Raw genomic sequence first — 16,408 nt, forward strand, 5'->3', positions numbered from 1 at the left:
TCTGCTTCCTACAACCGCGCGATCGGCCTGCCCCGCAGGCAAGCCCGGCGGAACGGATGGTTCCGTTCCGGTGCAACTCCGCTGCGGAACGGATCATTCCGCCTCGGCGTATGCTGTGGCCGTGCCCACAACGAGCAGATCCGCGCGATACGACGACCGGGTCATCGCCGCAGCTCGTGCGGTGTTCACCGAGCAGGGCTTCGCGGCCCCGATGGCCGAGGTCGCCAAGCGCGCGGGGGTCGGCGTGGCGAGCGTGTACCGGCGATACCCGAGCAAGCACGAGCTGGTCGAGCACGTCCGCATCGCCGCGTTCCGGCTGATCCTCGAAGAGGCGGAGGCGGCCCGCGCCGAGGAGCCCGACCCGTGGCAGGCTCTCGCCCGGTTCATGCGCCGCTGCCTGCGGGAAGGTGCCGGGATCGGCACGGTGCTGCCGCCGATGGACCAGCAGCACACCTACTCCGAGGAATTCCGGGACCTGCGGCTGCGGGTAGCGAAGGCGATCGAGGAACTGGTCGAGGCCGCCAAACACGCCGGCGAGCTGCGCGCGGACGTGGACTGGACCGACATCCTGTTGCTGTTCAAGCACCTCAACCCGGCGCTGCCGACCAACGAATCACGTCGCGCCGAGCTCCGCGCCCGCTACCTGGGCCTGGTGCTCGAAGGGCTCCGCGCGGGCGGTTCGAGGCTGCCGGGGCCCGCGCCGGACCGGGACGAGTGGCAGGCCCTCTGCGACAACTTCGCCACATCCTGACCGGTCGACCCCCGTTTGCTGTTTCCGCAGGTCACCTTCAGCCGATAGAGCGGTTCCGCACCGGATGTCCAGGTGATCTTCGTGTTCGGCGATGATCGGACTACCCTGCGCTGTGTGGGCATACCTGCGTGGCTCTGGTTCGTCGTCGCCATCGTCGCCATCGGGGCGGGCGTCGCGCTGCTGATCGCCGACCGATCCCAGCGCGGCTCGAACAACCGAGAGCGACGCCGCTGGGCCGCGCTGCGCGGCTGGCAGTTCGCGGAGGCCGACCAGGTCCTGCCGACCCGGTGGGAGCGCGGAGTGCTCGCCCACTACGGCAGCGCCACGGCCACCGACGTGGTGGCCGGTTCGACGTTCACCGCCGACGGGCGCCGCCAGGTGTACGTCCTCGACCTCGACGTCAACGGCAAGACGGCCGTGGTGCTGGTCGCGATCCGCTGCCGCCGGACCGCCCCGGCAACCGTCGAGTTGTGGCTGCCGGACGTGCCGGTGCCGCAGGACTCCGGGCTGGACCTGCTTGGCCCGGTCGGCTCCCGGTACGCCTTCGTCACGGACGTCGCCGCCGCTCGGCCCCTGGTAACGCCGGACCTGGTGGACGCCACCGAGGACATCGGCCACGACGTCACGGTGGTGTGGCTGGAGGACGACTGGGTGCTCGCCGCACTGCACCCCGAGGACTCCGATCCGGCGCGGCTGGAGCGACTGCTGCGCGACCTCGGCGAACTCGCCGACCTGATCGACCCGTTCGACACCGACCCAAACGACGCGGATGTGCCCGAGTCTTCCCCGGAACACCACCGCTGATCACTCGGCGGCACGCCGATTTCCATGGAAATCGCCCGAAATCGCCCGGGTGGCCGCGGCGAGCATTTCCCGCGCCTGGGGTGGGCGGACCGAGGTGACTCTTAGGTAGGTTCGGCGCATGGCTACCGCACTCGTCACCGGCGCCACCTCGGGTATCGGACGCGCCTTCTCCCGCCGACTCGCCGCCGAAGGCCACGACATGGTCCTGGTGGCCCGCGACACCGAACGGCTCGCCGAACTCTCCGACCGCTTGCGGGCCCGCCATGGCGTCCGGGTCGAGGTGCTCGCGGCCGACCTGGCCGACGCCGCGCAACGTGCCACGGTCGAGCAGCGCCTCGCCGACGACCCGGTCGACCTGCTGGTCAACAACGCGGGATTCGGCACCTCCGGCAATTTTTGGGACACCCCCGCCGCCACGCTGCAGAACCAGTTGGACGTCAACGTGGCCGCCGTGCTGGCGTTGACCCATGCGGCGGTGCGCGGCATGCGGGAGCGCGGCCGGGGCGATGTGATCAACGTGTCCAGCGTCGCCGGGTTCTTCCCGGTGTCCGGCTCGACCTACGCGGCGACCAAGGCCTACGTGACCGCCCTCTCCGAGGGGGTGTCGGCGGCGGTGGCCGGGACCGGGGTGCGGATCATGGCGCTGTGCCCCGGCTTCACGCAGACCGAGTTCCACCAGCGGGCCGGGCTGGCGATGGGGCGGCTGCCCAAGGTGTTCTGGCTGCAGGCCGACCAAGTGGTGCACGAGGCCCTGGCCGACCTGCGCCGCGGCAAGGTCGTCTCGGTGCCGGGTGCGCAGTACAAGGCGTTGGTCGCCATCGGCCGGTTGGTGCCGAAGAAGCTGCAGCGCATGATCGTGACCCGGACCACCCCGGGGCGCACCTGAGCCGCCGCTCTCCGGCGCCCCATACCCGGCCGGTATGCTGAAAACTCGTGGTCAAAGTGGATGAACAGCAGCGCACCGAGCTCGCCCGTCTGGTCCGGGAACTCGCCGTGGTGCACGGTCGGGTCACGTTGTCTTCCGGTAAGGAAGCCGACTACTACGTCGATCTCCGCCGCGCGACGCTGCAGCACCAGGCCGCGCCGCTGATCGGCAGCCTGCTGCGCGAGCTCACCGCCGACTGGGACTACACCGCCGTCGGCGGCCTCACCCTCGGCGCCGACCCCGTCGCCACCGCGATGATGCACGCCGAAGGGCCGGCGCTGGACTCCTTCGTGGTTCGCAAGAGCACCAAGACGCACGGCATGCAGCGGCTGATCGAGGGCCCGGACGTCACCGGTCGCCGGGTCTTGGCCGTCGAGGACACCTCCACCACCGGCGGCAGCGTTCTCACCGCAGTCGAGGCGCTGCGCTCGGTCGACGCCGAGATCGTCGGCGTGGCCACCGTGGTCGACCGCGATACCGGCGCGCGCGAGGCGATCGAGGCCGCCGGACTTCCGTACCGGTCCCTGCTGGGCCTAACCGACCTTGGGTTGGCGTGAGCGAGAATCTCGGCCCCACCGAGTGGGGTAGCACCGTCGGCGTCGGTCCCTGGTCGGGGCCGTGGCCGAGCGACGAGCGCTACGATCCGGAACTGCTGGAGCACGGCGACCGGCGAAACGTGGTCGACCACTACCGGTACTGGCGGCGCGAGGCGATCATCGCCGACCTCGACCTGCGGCGGCACGACTTCCACGTGGCCATCGAGAACTTCCAGCACGACCACAACATCGGCACCGTGGTGCGCACCGCGAACGCCTTCGCCGCGAAGGCCGTGCACATCGTGGGTCGGAGGCGGTGGAACCGGCGCGGCGCGATGGTCACCGACCGGTATCAGCACATCCACCACCACCCCGACCTGGCGTCGCTGCGCGGGTATGCGACCGAGCACGACCTCGCGCTGGTGGCGGTGGACAACACCGTCGGCGCGGAACCAATCGAGCGGACGGCCCTGCCGCGCCGGTGCGTGCTGCTGTTCGGCCAGGAAGGCCCGGGCCTGAGGGACGACTCGCGGCGCGACGCGGACCTAGTGGTGTCCATCGCGCAGTTCGGGTCGACGCGGTCGATCAACGCCGGCGTCGCGGCGGGCGTGGTGATGCACACCTGGATCGAGCAGCACGCCGACCTCGCCGAAGCCTGGTGATCATCGACGTCGCCGTGTGCGTGCTCGGCCGGTGAATTCTTCCACGCCCGCTAGAAGCGCAGTGCCGTGAAAAGCAATTCGCGCGAACCCGACGCATCGGATTCGCGCGAACACGGTGCAGCCGGTCAGCTCGTGGAATCGCGGGCCTTCTCGCGGCGGCCCTTCACGTACTCGATGATGATCGGGATGATCGAGAACAACACGATCACGATCGCCATCGCTTCGAGGTTGTTCCTGATCCACGGGATGTTGCCGAGGAAGAAGCCGAGCACGGTCATGCTCACCGTCCACGCGAGGCCGCCGACCGCCGAGTAGGTGAAAAACTTCTTCGGGTCCATCTGCCCGACGCCCGCGACCGCGGTGATGAAGGTCCGCACGATCGGCACGAACCGGGCCAGGATGATCGCACGAGCACCGTACTTCTCGAAGAACTCGTGCGTCTTGTCCACGTGCTCGCGCTTGAACAGCCTCGAATCCGGCTTGCTGAACATCGATGGCCCGACCTTGCGACCGATCCAATAACCGGTCACGTTGCCCGCGAACGCGCACACCGCCAACAGCAGGCAGACCAGCCAGATCGGGGTGTTGATCGCGCCGGTGGCGACGAACAGGCCGGTGACGAACAACAGCGAGTCACCCGGCAGGAAAAAGCCGATGAGCAGGCCGCATTCGGCGAAGATGATCAGGCACACGCCGATCAGGGCGAAGGGGCCCATCGACTGGATGATGTGTTCCGGGTCCAGCCAGTCCGGTAGCAGGGCGAGGGCGGGACTGTGGGTGGCGGCGTCGACAATCGCGGGCAGTTCGGTCGTCACGCCTGCCAACGGTACCGTGACCACCCCAGCCCCGGTCTCCGGGCGAGCAACCAGCCAGCGTGCGGAATCCGGGTTGTTCCACTCACCCCGCCGGGTAGAGCAGCGTGAGCAGCCCGGCGAGTGTTCCGGCCAGGAGGCCGAGGAGCAGTGCGAACACCAGCACGCCGACCACGGGGAGGCGCCTGCGGGGCGCAGCGGGTGGCGGAGGCGGCGGAGCCGCGCCGGGGCTACCCCCGGCCTGGGCGCGCAGCGCCGCGGACAGCAGGTGCGCGGGGTCGGGTCGGGTCACGCCCCGAGCGTAGCGAGGGGACGCCGTGGCGATTTCAATGGAGATCAGCGCGTCGATCTCCATTGAAATCGCCGGGTTCGGTCAGCCAGGCGCCGCCCTTCATGACCGCGTCCAGCTTCAGGTCGGCGTCCAACGCGACCAGGTCGGCCGCGAGACCGGGGCGGATCTCGCCGATCCTGTCGCCGAGCCCGAGTAGCCGCGCCGGTTTGGTCGCCGAGGCCGCCACCGCCGCCGGTACCGTCAGCCCGCAGACCTCGACGAGGTTGCGGAATGCCACGTCCATGGTCAGCGTGCTGCCCGCCAGCGAGCCGTCCGCCAATCGCGCCTCGCCGCCGGTCACGGTGACCGGGATCGTGCCCAGCTCGTAGGTGCCGTCGCCGGCGTTCGTCGCGCTGATGGCGTCGGTGACCAGCACGGTCCGCCCGATACCCGCGTGTGAGGCCGCCAGTTTCACCACCGCCGGATGCAGGTGCACCAGATCGCAGATGAGCTCGATGGTCACCCGCTCGTCCGCCAGCAGGACGCCGATCGGGCCCGGCTCCCGGTGGTGCAGCGGCCGCATGGCGTTGAACAGGTGCGTGGCCACCGTCGCGCCCGCTTCCACGGCGGGCACCACCTGGTCCAGCACGGCGTCGGTGTGCCCGACGGCGGCGATCACCCCTTGGTCGACGAGCTGCCGGACGGCGTTCAGCGAGTTCGGCAGCTCCGGCGCCAGGGTGACCATCCGGACCGCGCCCCGCCCGGCGTCCAGCAGCTGCTGCACGGCCGCCGCCTCCGGCGGCCGGAGGATCGCCGGGTCGTGCGCCCCGCAGCGCGCCGTGGCCAGAAACGGTCCCTCCAGGTGGATGCCGGCCAGCGCGCCGTCGGCGACCAGCTCGCTGAGCGCGCTGATCTGCTTGGCCAGGTCGGGAAGCGGGGCCGACACCAGGCTGGCCAGCATCGTCGTCGTGCCGTGCGCGCGGTGGGTTTTGATCGCGGTGTGCGACTGGTCGACCTCGATGCCGGTGAACGAGCCGCCGCCACCACCGTGGCAGTGGATGTCCACGAAGCCGGGCACCAGCCACCGCCCGGCCAGATCGGCACCGGGACCATCCGGTGCCGGACCCGCGCCGACCGCGGCGATGTGCCCGCCGGAGACCCGGACCCAACCGCGGTCCAGCACTCCGTCCGGCGTGACGACCCGCGCGCCGGCGAGGATCAGTTCGGGAGTGTTCACGGTCTTTCAACCCTTCCGTCGCCAGCAGTGCTGCGCCGAGGCCGCCCGCGGTGGCGCCGAGCTCGGCCAGTCTGAGGCGACGCCTAACGCAATGGCGTGTGCGGTCACGCCGACGATCCTCCGCCACCAGCACCCAGTGGTCTACACCAAATCGGTGTGTCGTTCGCCCTGGTTCCCGCGCACTTTCCCTCGTCGATCAGTCGCCGATGAGCTTCTGCAGGGCCTCCAGCCCGCGGCTCGCCGTCGACTTCACGGTCCCCCGCGAGACCCCGGTAGCCTCGGCGATCTCGACCTCCGAGAGGTCGCCGTAGTAGCGCAGCACCAGCACCTCGCGCTGCCTGCGCGGCAACTTCCCCAGCGCGGCCACCACCGCCTGGTGCTCGGCGGTCAGCATCGCCAGCGACTCCGCCGACCGGGCGTCGGCCTGGTGCGGCGGCTGATACTCGCGGGCCGTCTTGCGGCGCCGCAGCACCGAACGACTGCCGTTGACGACCGCCGTTCGCAGGTACCCGAGCGCCGCCCTGGCATCGCGCAACCCGGACCAGTTGCGGTAGAGCCCGGTGAACGCCTCCTGCACCACGTCCTCGGCCGTCGCCGGGTCGTCGACCAGCAGGATCGCCAGCCGCACCATTCGCATGCGCTGCTGGCGGTACAGGTCCTCCAGGGTCAGTGGCCGGGCCGGGTGCTCCATCGACGCGCTGTCCAACGCGCGCAGGTGCCCGAGGGTCTGCTCGACGCTCCGTTCGGCTCTGCGTGAATCACCGGCCATGATCGGACAACCTACCGGCTGGCTACCGGCCCGTGCCCGCATACCGGGTAGCGTCGATACCGATCGGTGATCGAAGGTGGAGGCGTTCGGATGGCCAAGTTCGTGGTCGATTTGGTGTACGGCGAGGACGAACAGCACCGCTTGGAGGTGCGGCCCGAGCACCGTGAGTACTGCCGGGGACTGGCGGAGCGCGGCGTGCTGCTGGCCGGCGGCCCGTTCGCCGACCAGCTCGGCGCGCAGCTCATCTACGAGACGCCAGACGCCGACGAGCTTCAGAAGGTCCTCGACGCCGACCCCTACACCAAGGCCGGGGTGATAGCCAAAACCACCGTCCGCGAATGGAACCTGGTAACCGGGGCGTGGCTGTAGCCGTCGAACTCGCAGCGTGTGAGGATGTCCACAGGACTTGTCCGGTGCTGAATCCGGTCACCGGCTTTCCAAACCCGCCCCGGCTGGGGCACCGTGACGCGAAAGTGTGGCACCGGGCTCGAAGGTCCGCTGGTAACGGGCGTGAGCTCGTAGGATGCTGCGCGGCTTCCCGTCACCACGAATAAAACTTCACCCGAGGAGGACGACCGATGCCCATCGCGACCCCCGAGGTCTACGCGGAGATGCTCGACCGGGCGAAGGCGGGCGAATTCGCCTACCCGGCCATCAACGTGACCTCGTCGGAGACGCTCAACGCGGCGCTGCGCGGGTTCGCCGAGGCCGAGAGTGACGGCATCATCCAGATCTCGACCGGCGGCGCCGAGTTCGCCTCCGGCACCAAGGTGAAGGACATGGTCATCGGCGCGACCGCGATGGCCGAGTTCGCGCACGTCGTCGCCGCGAAGTACCCGGTGAACATCGCGCTGCACACCGACCACTGCCCGAAGGACAAGCTGGACGGGTTCGTCCGGCCGCTGATCCAGATCAGCCAGGAGCGGGTCAGCCGCGGCGAAAACCCGCTGTTCCAGTCCCACATGTGGGACGGCTCGGCGATCGACTTGGACGAGAACCTGAAGATCGCCCAGGAACTGCTGGCCGCGGCCGCCCAGGCCAAGATCATCCTGGAGCTGGAGGTCGGCGTCGTCGGCGGCGAGGAAGACGGCGTCGCCAACGACATCAACGAGAAGCTCTACACCGCGCCCGGCGACTACGAGAAGACCGTGGACGCCCTCGGCGCCGGCGAGAAGGGCCGCTACCTGCTGGCCGCGACGTTCGGCAACGTGCACGGCGTCTACAAGCCGGGCAACGTCAAGCTGCGCCCGGAGATCCTCAAGCAGGGTCAGGACGTGGTGTCCGAGAAGCTCGGCCTGCCGGCCGGCTCCAAGCCGTTCGACCTGGTCTTCCACGGCGGTTCTGGCTCGCTGCTGGAGGAGATCCACGAGGCGCTCTCCTACGGCGTGGTGAAGATGAACATCGACACCGACACCCAGTACGCCTTCACCCGGCCCATCGCGGACCACATGCTGAAGAACTACGACGGCGTGCTGAAGATCGACGGCGAGGTCGGCAACAAGAAGGTCTACGACCCGCGCAGCTACCTGAAGGTGGCCGAGCAGGCGATGGCCGCCCGCGTGGCCCACGCTTGCGAGAACCTGAAGTCCGCCGGTCGCATGCTCGCCGGCTGATCTCCGCGAGCCTGGCCGACGGCCCGTTCGCCTGGTGGCGGACGGGCCGTCGGCACGTCCGGGCACCTGGAAGGATTGGGGCCATGACGAGGAACCTGTTGGAACCGCCGGAAACCCTCCTGCCGGAGAACGAAGCGGCGCAGGGCGAGCTGGCCGCGGGCACCGACCCGGCCGAGGTCGCCGCGCACCACCCCACGTTCAGCGCCGCCTGGGCCACGCTCGCGGAATCGGCGTTGGACGCGGGCGAGAACATCGCCGCCTACGCCTACGCCCGCACCGGCTATCACCGCGGACTGGACGCGTTGCGCAAGGCGGGCTGGAAGGGCTTCGGCCCGGTGCCGTGGCGGCACGTCCCGAACCAGGGCGTGCTCCGCTCGGTCGCGGCGCTGGCCAAGGCCGCGCGGGCGATCGGCGAGACCGACGAGTACGACCGCTGCCGCCAGCTGCTCGCCGACAGCGACCCGGCGTCCCTGGAAGCCACCGACCTGGCCTGAGCGAGGTCACCGGGTCGTGCGCGCGTGGCCGAGGTCCGGTTGCGCGCCACGACCCTTTCCGGCGCCCTAGATCGAACGAGGATCACGTCGGCGGCCCTCGGATTGCGCCGGGATCTAGCGGACAATGTCCAGCGTGCACCGACTGCGCGAGGAGCTCATCCGCCGCCTGCGCCGCCTGATGCGCACCGGCGTGCCGATCGCTCAGTGCGCCATCGCGGCCGGTCTCGCGTGGTTCCTGGCCCGGCACCTGTTCGGGCATCCGGCCCCGTTCTTCGCGCCGATCGCGGCGGTCATCTCGCTCGGTGTTTCGCTGGGCCAGCGGATGCGGCGCGCCCTGGAGCTGGTGGTCGGGGTCAGCATCGGGATCGGCGTCGGCGACATCCTGATCTCGTTCATCGGCACCGGCGCCTGGCAGATCGCGCTGGTCGTCGCGCTGGCCATGAGCACCGCCGTGCTGCTGGACAGCGGCGGCGTGATCGTGCTCCAGGCCGCGTCGTCGTCGGTGCTGGTCGCGACGCTGCTGCCGCCGGCCACGGCGGGTGGTTTGACCCGGATGATCGACGCGGCGATCGGCGGGCTGGTCGGCTTCGTCGTCGCCGCGCTCCTCCCGGCCAACCCGCTCGCGGTCGCACACCGCAACGGACGGCTCGTGCTCAGCGCGCTCGCCGACGCGCTCCGCGGCGTCGGTAATGCGGTAGCGAGGCAGGACCTCGACCTCGCCACCGACGTGCTTGCGAAGGCGCGCAAGAGCCAACGTTTCGTGGAGGAGCTGCGAGCCGCGCTGGAGGCGGGGCTGGAGATCGCCCGGTTCGCGCCCATCCGGTGGCGGCGGCGCGGCGACCTCGAACGCTACGAGACCGCGGCGACGCCGATTGACCGTGCATTGCGCAACACCCGGGTGCTGGCGCGGCGGGCGCTCGCCGCGCTGCGCGACGGCGAGCCGGTGCCCCGTCCGTTGCCGGGGCTCTTGGAGGAGTTGGCGGGTGCCGTCGTGCTGCTGCGCGACGAGCTGGCCAGCGGGGTCGATCCGCTGCAGACCCGGGAGGCCGCCCGCTCGGTCGCCAAGAAGTCCACAGTGGAGCTCCTCGGCGAGGGGGATTTCTCGATGCAGGTGGTGGTGATGCAGGTCCGCTCGATCGCGGTGGACCTCCTGCAGGCCACCGGCCTCAGCCGAACCGAAGCGGCCGCCGCCCTGCCGCCCCTGTATCCCGAGCAGAGATCCGATTCCGATTCCGGTTCGTGAGGTTCAGGTGGCGGGGCGGTGCAGAACCGCGACCAGCGCGGTGTGCAGCGCTTCGTGGTCGCGCGGGTCGTAGAGGTGACAGTCGGCCGCCGAGAGCCGGTACCACTCGGCGGCGCCCGCGTAGCGCACCCACACCGTGACATCGCCGTCGGTGCATTCGGTGGCCAGCTCCAGATCGCCGGTGATCACCCCGACTTCGTCGGTCATCACCCCGCCGGGCGGCGCCGTGATCGCGGAGCGCCGCTCGCAACGGTCTTGATCTGGCATCGGACTGTCCCCTTCGCGGCGCTCTTGGCCTGGCGATCAGCCAGTGGTGACGCGAGCAAACCGCGCTCAGCAGCCGTCGAGCGCCTTCTGCAGTGCGGTTTTCTCCGCGTCGGTGATGGTCAGCTGGTACTTGTGCTTGGAGCCGACCCACATTGACGCATACCTGCAGTGGTACCCGCTCGCCGGCGGCATCCACTTGTCCGGCGTCTGGTCGCCCTTCGCCTGGTTGACGTTGTCGGTGACCGCGATCAGCTGCGGGCCCTCCAGGTCGTTGGCGAACGCCTGGCGCCTCTCCTGGGTCCACTTCGCCGCGCCGGAACGCCACGCGGCGGCCAATGGCACCACGTGATCGATGTCCACATCGGACGGCCGGGTCCACGTCGCGCCGTCGTAAGGGCTGAACCAGCTGCCTGAGATCGGGTAGCAGTCCGGGCCGACCTGCACGTTCGTTCCGTCGCGCTTCAACACCGCTTCGCGGGTGTTGCAGTGGTCCGGTCCTTCGATCCAGTGCGGAAATTTCTGCCGGCTGTAGCCGTCCATCGAACCCTCCGGTGCGATGGTCAGCTCGCCGAGCTCGGTCTTCGCCGTCGCCGGGTCGGGGATGCCGGGCGGCTCAGCGGTGGCCGGCACGGCCAGCGCGAGGCCGAGGATTCCCGCGAGGGGCAGGGCGGTCAGGGTGGCGCGCAACGATCGGTGGCCTGTCATGGCTTCCTCCGCGTAGGCGTCTCGCCGATGTCGTTGTTGACCTTTGCCCACGCAGGTGGCCGTGGCAATGCCAGAGCGTGACCAAGGGGTGACTTGGCGTGAAACCGCCACCGATCATGCCATCGCTTGGTTAATTTCGCACAGCACCGGACACCGAAGCTCGCTGCCGGGAGCCTCCGGCTTCGGCGAAACCCTCCGTCCGAGGACTGCTACCGGGCCAGTTGCAGATCCTCGGTGTGTCGATACCAGACCCACTTCTGCGCCGGACGCGGGTGGGCGATCCCGTCGTGGCGCACCGTCGCGGACCGGAATGACGCCTGCACCGCGCGGCCCCGGGTCACGTCGCGGCGTCGGCGCAGCAGGCCCCGGCGGACGGTGGTGACCAGCAGGCCGTCGGTGGCCGGTTCGAGCATGGTGCTCAGCGGGTCAGCAGTGGGCTCCGGCAGCGGCGCGGCACCTGGATCGGGCGAGATCGTGATGCTGATCGCGGCGCCGTTGAGCACCTGCTCGTCATCGCAGTAAACCTGCCCGATGATCGGCTCGATCGTGCCCGCACCGAGCAGCACGCCGCCCGCGTCGTCCCTGATCAACGCCGCCGGGCGCGGCGCCGCGGTCAGCGCCCGGTCGAAGTCGTCGATCGCGAGCCCCCACAGCCGTGCGGCCGGCGACTCGGCGACCGGGACGTAGCCGACGATCAGGTCCGCCAGCCGGTTCTTCCGGAGCAGGCGCTGCACGACCGCCGCGAAGTCGGCGTCGGTGCCGTGCACCACCAATCGTTGCCCGGCCTCGGCGATCAGCGGATCCAGATCGGCGCGGCCGGGTGTCGCGGGGACGTCGAACCATTGCACTGCGTTATCAGATGGACGCGCTGCGCGTTCAACGTTTCCGCAGGACAATGCGGTGGTACTCACGTTTCGCTCCTGGTTTACCCTGATCGACCGGCATACCCCGTGGTGGGAGCGGGCGAAGCGTGCTGTCACGCTGGCGACCACCCAGTCCAGGTTGGAGTTTCACATGCCGGCGATCGTGCTGATCGGCGCCCAGTGGGGCGACGAGGGCAAGGGTAAGGCGACCGACCTGCTCGGCGAGCAGGCGCAGTGGGTCGTTCGTTACCAAGGCGGCAACAACGCGGGTCACACCGTGGTGCTGCCGGACGGGCAGGACTTCGCCCTGCACCTCATCCCGTCGGGAATCCTCACCCCCGGAGTGACCAACGTGATCGGCAACGGTGTCGTCGTCGATCCCGGTGTGCTGCTGGAGGAGCTGGCGGGGCTGGAGGACCGCGACGTGGACACCTCGCGGCTGCTGGTCTCCGCCGACGCGCACCTGATCATGCCGTACCACGTGGCCATCGACCGGGTCACCGAGCGCTACCTGGGCAAGAAGCAGATCGGCACCACCGGCCGCGGCATCGGCCCCTGCTACCAGGACAAGATCGCCCGGGTCGGGGTGCGGGTGCAGGACCTGCTGGACGAGAAGATCCTGCGGCAGAAGGTCGAGGCCGCGCTGGACATCAAGAACCAGATCCTGGTCAAGGTGTACAACCGGCGCGGGATGGACCCGGAAGAAGTGGTGGACACCGTGCTCGGCCAGGCCGAGCAGTTCGCGAGCCGGATCGCCGACACGAAGCTGCTGATCAACCAGGCGCTGGACCGCGGCGAGACGGTGCTGCTGGAGGGCTCGCAGGGCACCCTGCTGGACGTCGACCACGGCACCTACCCGTTCGTGACCTCGTCGAATCCGACCGCGGGCGGCGCGTGCGCCGGGTCCGGCATCGGGCCGACGAAGATCAACGCGGTGATCGGCATCCTGAAGGCGTACACCACCCGCGTCGGGGCCGGTCCGTTCCCGACCGAGCTGACCGACGAGGCGGGCGAGAACCTGCGCAAGCAGGGCGGCGAGTTCGGCGTGACCACCGGGCGGTCGCGGCGCACCGGGTGGTTCGACGCGGTGATCGCGCGCTACGCGACCCGGGTCAACGGCATCACCGACTACTTCCTCACCAAGCTGGACGTGCTGTCCGGGCTGGAGACGATCCCGATCTGCGTGGCCTACGACGTGGACGGCGAGCGGGTCGACGAGATGCCGATGACGCAGACCGGCGTGCACCACGCGGTGCCGGTGTACGAGGAGATGCCGGGCTGGTGGGAGGACGTCAGCGGGGCGCGCGGCTTCGAGGACCTGCCGGCCAACGCGCGGGCCTACATCGAGCGGATCGAGGAGCTCGCCGGGGCTCGGGTCTCGGCGATCGGCGTGGGCCCCGGCCGTGACCAGACCATCGTCCGCCACACCATGGCGTGAGGTGAACGGCGATTTCGATGGAGATCACCGCGCTGGTTTCCATTGAAATCGACACCGCCACACCCGGTCAGCGGTTGCGCCAGGAGCCGTCGAGGGCGGCTTCCCGGAGATCCAGTTCGCGCAGGACCCGGCGCAGCACCTGGTCGTCGAGGTTTCCCGCGTCCCGTTCATCGGCGATCGCCGAGCGCTGCACTTCGATCAGGTCGCGGCGCAGGTCGGAGAACACCTTGCTCGCGGTGTCCGCGCGCTCCGCGGCCGTGCGCCCGACCTGCTCCGCCGCCGTCATCCCCTGGTGCTCCACCAGGTCCTTCATCCGGCCGATGATCCGGTCGAAGTGGGCCGGCTCGGTGCGCAGGTCCGCGGGGGTCAGCCCGTCCAGGTAGCGCAGGGCGGCGTTGGTGGCTGTCACCCGCGCCTCCGCCTCCGCTTGGTCGTCGCGCGCGGCCTCGTCCGGGTCGGTGACACCCAGCTTCCGGATCAGCCACGGCAGCGTGGTGCCCTGCACCAGGATGGTGCCCACGACGATCACGAACGCCACGAACTGGATCAGCTCGCGCGCGGGGAAAGGCGCGCCGCTGCCGGTGGTATGCGGGATCGCGCCCGCGGCGGCGAGGGTGACCACGCCGCGCATCCCGGCCCACGACAGCACGGTGGTGCGCCGCCACCAGCCGCCGCGTTTCCTGCCGCCGGTCAGCAGGTGCGACAGTCCCGGCACGTAGTTGGACCAGAACATCCACACGATCCGGAACCCGATCGTCGCGGCCAGGATCAGCAAGGCAGCCACCAGCACCGAGCCGATATCGCTCCCGGAAGCGCCGACGGCCCGGACGACGGTGCTCAGCTGGAGCCCGATGTAGGCGAACACCAGGCTTTCCAGCAGGAGGTTGATCGACGCCCAGACGGTGTGCTCCTGCAGCCGTCCGGCGGCCCGCGCCCGCGGCTGGTTGTGGCCGACGTAGAGCCCGGCGGTGACGACCGCGAGCACCCCGGAACCGTGCAGCTGCTCGGCGGTCAGGTACGCGATGAACGGCACGAGCACGCCGAGCAGGGTCGCCACCTGCACGTCGGGCACATGGGTCCGGGCGATCTGTGCGAGCGCCCCGAACACCAATCCCAGCCCGACGCCGACCACCACGGCCAGCACAAAGACCAGCGCCCCTTGGGCCAGGGTCGGCGTGGTGCCGACGACCGCGGCGATCGCCATCCGGTAAATGGTGAGCGCGGCAGCGTCGTTGATCAGGCTTTCGCCGCCGAGGACCGTCATCACGCCGCGCGGCAGCTTCAGCTGACGGCCGATCGCGGCGGCTGTCACCGCGTCCGGCGGCGCGATCACCGCGCCAAGCACGATCGCGGACTTCAGTGGCAGGTCGGGGATGAGCAGGAAAGCCAGCCAGCCGATCACGAACGACGTGGCGATCACCTGCAGGACCCCGTGGTGCACGATCGGTCTGATCCGGGCCCGGAAGTTGGTGAAGGAGCTCTCCAGCGCGGCGGAGTAGAGCAGCGGCGGGAGCACCACGGTCAGCAGCAGTTTCGGATCGATTTCCAGATTCGTCGTGCCAGGGATCAGCGAAACGACCAGGCCGACCAGCACCAGCAGCAGCGGGGCGGCGATCTCTCGGCTCCGCGCGGCCGCGGTGACCAGCAGCGCGCCGATCAGGACGAGCAGCAGTTGGGCCACCGGGCGTCACCTCCGTCCGTACTGGACAGGTTAGGTGGCGCGGCGGCCCCGAAGACCACGCCCTGGTCGGTGCCACCCGGCACCCGGCTGCTGCGATGCGAACGGCCTGTTCACCTCGATATGACGAGAGAACAGGCCGTCCGCCCCACCCGAACCGGGATCACCGGCCCGCGGTGGCCGCCGCATGGTCGTCGCGGGCGATGACGGCGATGTCCGGCTGGTCGCTGAAGATCCCGTCGATGCCCTGGTCGAAAAGTGCCCGGAAGAAGCCGAAGACGTCGCCGAAGGCGGCCGGGTCGGCCGAGGAGCGGAAGTCGGCGGGCAGGAACGTGTTCTCCGCCCGGACCGTGTACGGCACCACCTGCAGGTCGGCTTTGTGCGCGTCGGCGACGACGGTGGTCGGCTTGGTGAGGTAGCCGTCGGCGTTCACCGGCAGGATCACCTTGGTGTCCGGACCGATCACGTCGGCGTACCCGGCGATCTCCCGCAGGCCCTCCGACTTGACCAGGTCGGCGTAGGTGCGCGGGTCCCCGGCCTCGATGAAGTCCTGCGGCGCGCCGCTGTTGCTGATCAGCTGCACGAGCGGCACCCGCAGCGACCGGTTGAGCTCCTTGAGGTTGCTCACCTCGAAGGACTGCACGACGACCTTGGCGTTCGGCCGGTTCAGGCCGTTGCGGGTGAGGGCTTGGACCACGCCGGGTTCCAACGCCAGGCCGAGCTTGCCGAAGTAGCTGGGGTGCTTGGTCTCCGGGGCGACGCCGATGTCGCGGCCGAGTTCCCGCGACAGCCGCGCCCGCAGGTCCAAGACCTCTTGGAACGTCGGCACCTCGTAGCGGCCGTCGTAGATCGTGTTGTGCGGCCGGACGTTCGGGATGCGCTCCTTGGCGCGCAGCGTCTTGAGCTCGGCGAGGGTGAAGTCCTCGGTGAACCAGCCGGTGATCGAGGTGCCGTCGATGACCTTGGTGGTCTTGCGGCCGGCGAACTCGGGGTGCGCGGCGACATCGGTGGTGCCGCCGATCTCGTTCTCGTGCCGCGCGACCAGCACGCCGTCCTTGGTGGGCACCAGGTCGGGCTCGATGTAATCGGCGCCCATCCGGGCCGCCAGCTCGTAGGAGGCCAGCGTGTGCTCCGGCCGGTACCCGGAGGCGCCGCGGTGCCCGAAGACCGTCACCCGCTCGGCGTCGTCCGGTCGGTTCGGTGCGGCGATGGCGGGCGCCGTGAGCAGCCCCAACGCCGCGGCTCCGGCGACCGACAGCGCCGTCAGGCGTACCCGGATCGTCATGTGCCCTCCCGTGTCTGGCGCAGCTTGTGATCAACGCTGCGGATTCGGGCAAAAC

19 protein-coding genes are annotated in these 16,408 nt (G+C 69.9%); 10 read left to right on the forward strand and 9 right to left on the reverse strand.

Annotated elements, in window-relative coordinates:
* The first annotated feature begins 121 nt into the window (after positions 1-121).
* From BJ970_RS09910 to BJ970_RS09930, 5 genes are all read left to right on the forward strand, one after another.
* Positions 122-751 carry a TetR/AcrR family transcriptional regulator gene (locus BJ970_RS09910; RefSeq protein ID WP_184725986.1) on the forward strand — a complete coding sequence of 210 codons (630 nt, stop codon included), beginning with the start codon at positions 122-124 and terminating at the stop codon, positions 749-751.
* A gap of 114 nt (positions 752-865) precedes the next feature.
* A complete protein-coding gene (locus tag BJ970_RS09915; protein ID WP_312864184.1) occupies positions 866-1,555 on the forward strand; it encodes a TtfA family protein in 690 nt (229 codons plus the stop codon).
* 118 nt (positions 1,556-1,673) lie between these two features.
* The gene (locus BJ970_RS09920) at positions 1,674-2,441 is read left to right on the forward strand and encodes an SDR family NAD(P)-dependent oxidoreductase (RefSeq protein WP_184725988.1); all 768 of its coding nucleotides are present in this window, start codon (positions 1,674-1,676) and stop codon (positions 2,439-2,441) included.
* 47 nt (positions 2,442-2,488) lie between these two features.
* Complete coding sequence (pyrE, locus tag BJ970_RS09925) at positions 2,489-3,037, forward strand: orotate phosphoribosyltransferase (RefSeq protein WP_184725989.1); 549 nt, start codon at positions 2,489-2,491, stop codon at positions 3,035-3,037.
* The gene (locus BJ970_RS09930) at positions 3,034-3,678 is read left to right on the forward strand and encodes a TrmH family RNA methyltransferase (RefSeq protein ID WP_184725990.1); all 645 of its coding nucleotides are present in this window, start codon (positions 3,034-3,036) and stop codon (positions 3,676-3,678) included. The genes pyrE and BJ970_RS09930 overlap by 4 nt, the downstream gene beginning before the upstream one ends.
* A gap of 125 nt (positions 3,679-3,803) precedes the next feature.
* On the opposite strand, the gene BJ970_RS09935 is transcribed toward BJ970_RS09930, so the two are convergent.
* The 4 genes from BJ970_RS09935 to BJ970_RS09950 form a co-directional block, all read right to left on the reverse strand.
* Complete coding sequence (locus BJ970_RS09935) at positions 3,804-4,493, reverse strand: DedA family protein (protein WP_312864185.1); 690 nt, start codon at positions 4,491-4,493, stop codon at positions 3,804-3,806.
* Positions 4,494-4,575: 82 nt separating this feature from the next.
* The gene (locus BJ970_RS09940) at positions 4,576-4,782 is read right to left on the reverse strand and encodes a hypothetical protein (protein WP_184725991.1); all 207 of its coding nucleotides are present in this window, start codon (positions 4,780-4,782) and stop codon (positions 4,576-4,578) included.
* 34 nt (positions 4,783-4,816) lie between these two features.
* The gene (gene nagA / locus BJ970_RS09945) at positions 4,817-5,998 is read right to left on the reverse strand and encodes an N-acetylglucosamine-6-phosphate deacetylase (RefSeq protein WP_184725992.1); all 1,182 of its coding nucleotides are present in this window, start codon (positions 5,996-5,998) and stop codon (positions 4,817-4,819) included.
* A gap of 196 nt (positions 5,999-6,194) precedes the next feature.
* Complete coding sequence (locus tag BJ970_RS09950; protein WP_184725993.1) at positions 6,195-6,767, reverse strand: SigE family RNA polymerase sigma factor; 573 nt, start codon at positions 6,765-6,767, stop codon at positions 6,195-6,197.
* A 90-nt stretch (positions 6,768-6,857) separates the two neighbouring features.
* Here BJ970_RS09950 and BJ970_RS09955 point away from each other — a divergent pair, with 90 nt between their 5' ends.
* From BJ970_RS09955 to BJ970_RS09970, 4 genes are all read left to right on the forward strand, one after another.
* Entirely contained in the window at positions 6,858-7,136 is a 279-nt protein-coding gene (locus BJ970_RS09955) for a YciI family protein (protein ID WP_184725994.1), read from the forward strand.
* 209 nt (positions 7,137-7,345) lie between these two features.
* Positions 7,346-8,380 (forward strand): class II fructose-bisphosphate aldolase, encoded by a 1,035-nt coding sequence (fbaA, locus tag BJ970_RS09960; RefSeq protein WP_184725995.1) that lies wholly within the window; start codon positions 7,346-7,348, stop codon positions 8,378-8,380.
* A gap of 83 nt (positions 8,381-8,463) precedes the next feature.
* Positions 8,464-8,874 carry a DUF3151 domain-containing protein gene (locus BJ970_RS09965; protein ID WP_184725996.1) on the forward strand — a complete coding sequence of 137 codons (411 nt, stop codon included), beginning with the start codon at positions 8,464-8,466 and terminating at the stop codon, positions 8,872-8,874.
* Positions 8,875-8,998: 124 nt separating this feature from the next.
* The gene (locus BJ970_RS09970; protein ID WP_184725997.1) at positions 8,999-10,117 is read left to right on the forward strand and encodes an FUSC family protein; all 1,119 of its coding nucleotides are present in this window, start codon (positions 8,999-9,001) and stop codon (positions 10,115-10,117) included.
* 3 nt (positions 10,118-10,120) lie between these two features.
* Here BJ970_RS09970 and BJ970_RS09975 read toward each other — a convergent pair whose 3' ends face one another.
* The 3 genes from BJ970_RS09975 to BJ970_RS09985 all read right to left on the reverse strand — a co-directional run bounded on the left by BJ970_RS09975 (position 10,121) and on the right by BJ970_RS09985 (position 11,937).
* Positions 10,121-10,384 carry a hypothetical protein gene (locus tag BJ970_RS09975; RefSeq protein ID WP_184725998.1) on the reverse strand — a complete coding sequence of 88 codons (264 nt, stop codon included), beginning with the start codon at positions 10,382-10,384 and terminating at the stop codon, positions 10,121-10,123.
* 66 nt (positions 10,385-10,450) lie between these two features.
* Complete coding sequence (locus BJ970_RS09980; protein ID WP_184725999.1) at positions 10,451-11,089, reverse strand: HNH endonuclease family protein; 639 nt, start codon at positions 11,087-11,089, stop codon at positions 10,451-10,453.
* 209 nt (positions 11,090-11,298) lie between these two features.
* Positions 11,299-11,937, reverse strand: coding sequence for a hypothetical protein (locus tag BJ970_RS09985; protein WP_312864186.1), 639 nt, complete (start codon positions 11,935-11,937; stop codon positions 11,299-11,301).
* Between the two features lie 166 nt (positions 11,938-12,103).
* Here BJ970_RS09985 and BJ970_RS09990 point away from each other — a divergent pair, with 166 nt between their 5' ends.
* A complete protein-coding gene (locus tag BJ970_RS09990; protein ID WP_184726000.1) occupies positions 12,104-13,390 on the forward strand; it encodes an adenylosuccinate synthase in 1,287 nt (428 codons plus the stop codon).
* A 67-nt stretch (positions 13,391-13,457) separates the two neighbouring features.
* Here BJ970_RS09990 and BJ970_RS09995 read toward each other — a convergent pair whose 3' ends face one another.
* Both BJ970_RS09995 and BJ970_RS10000 read right to left on the reverse strand, forming a co-directional pair.
* On the reverse strand, positions 13,458-15,071 hold the full coding sequence (locus tag BJ970_RS09995; protein ID WP_184726001.1) for a Na+/H+ antiporter: 1,614 nt from the start codon (positions 15,069-15,071) through the stop codon (positions 13,458-13,460).
* A gap of 160 nt (positions 15,072-15,231) precedes the next feature.
* A complete protein-coding gene (locus tag BJ970_RS10000) occupies positions 15,232-16,353 on the reverse strand; it encodes a glycerophosphodiester phosphodiesterase (protein WP_184726002.1) in 1,122 nt (373 codons plus the stop codon).
* Positions 16,354-16,408: the final 55 nt, after the last annotated feature.

This window comes from Saccharopolyspora phatthalungensis (genome assembly GCF_014203395.1).
GTDB classification, from domain to species: Bacteria; Actinomycetota; Actinomycetes; order Mycobacteriales; family Pseudonocardiaceae; genus Saccharopolyspora; species Saccharopolyspora phatthalungensis.

Coding starts and splice junctions, on each gene's coding strand:
- fbaA (WP_184725995.1), top strand. CDS start 7,346: ATGCCCATCGCGACCCCCGAGGTCTACGCGGAGATGCTCGACCGGGCG.
- BJ970_RS09970 (WP_184725997.1), top strand. CDS start 8,999: ATGTCCAGCGTGCACCGACTGCGCGAGGAGCTCATCCGCCGCCTGCGC.
- BJ970_RS09955 (WP_184725994.1), top strand. CDS start 6,858: ATGGCCAAGTTCGTGGTCGATTTGGTGTACGGCGAGGACGAACAGCAC.
- BJ970_RS09980 (WP_184725999.1), bottom strand. CDS start 11,089: ATGACAGGCCACCGATCGTTGCGCGCCACCCTGACCGCCCTGCCCCTC.
- BJ970_RS09990 (WP_184726000.1), top strand. CDS start 12,104: ATGCCGGCGATCGTGCTGATCGGCGCCCAGTGGGGCGACGAGGGCAAG.
- BJ970_RS10000 (WP_184726002.1), bottom strand. CDS start 16,353: ATGACGATCCGGGTACGCCTGACGGCGCTGTCGGTCGCCGGAGCCGCG.
- BJ970_RS09975 (WP_184725998.1), bottom strand. CDS start 10,384: ATGCCAGATCAAGACCGTTGCGAGCGGCGCTCCGCGATCACGGCGCCG.
- BJ970_RS09920 (WP_184725988.1), top strand. CDS start 1,674: ATGGCTACCGCACTCGTCACCGGCGCCACCTCGGGTATCGGACGCGCC.
- BJ970_RS09950 (WP_184725993.1), bottom strand. CDS start 6,767: ATGGCCGGTGATTCACGCAGAGCCGAACGGAGCGTCGAGCAGACCCTC.
- BJ970_RS09965 (WP_184725996.1), top strand. CDS start 8,464: ATGACGAGGAACCTGTTGGAACCGCCGGAAACCCTCCTGCCGGAGAAC.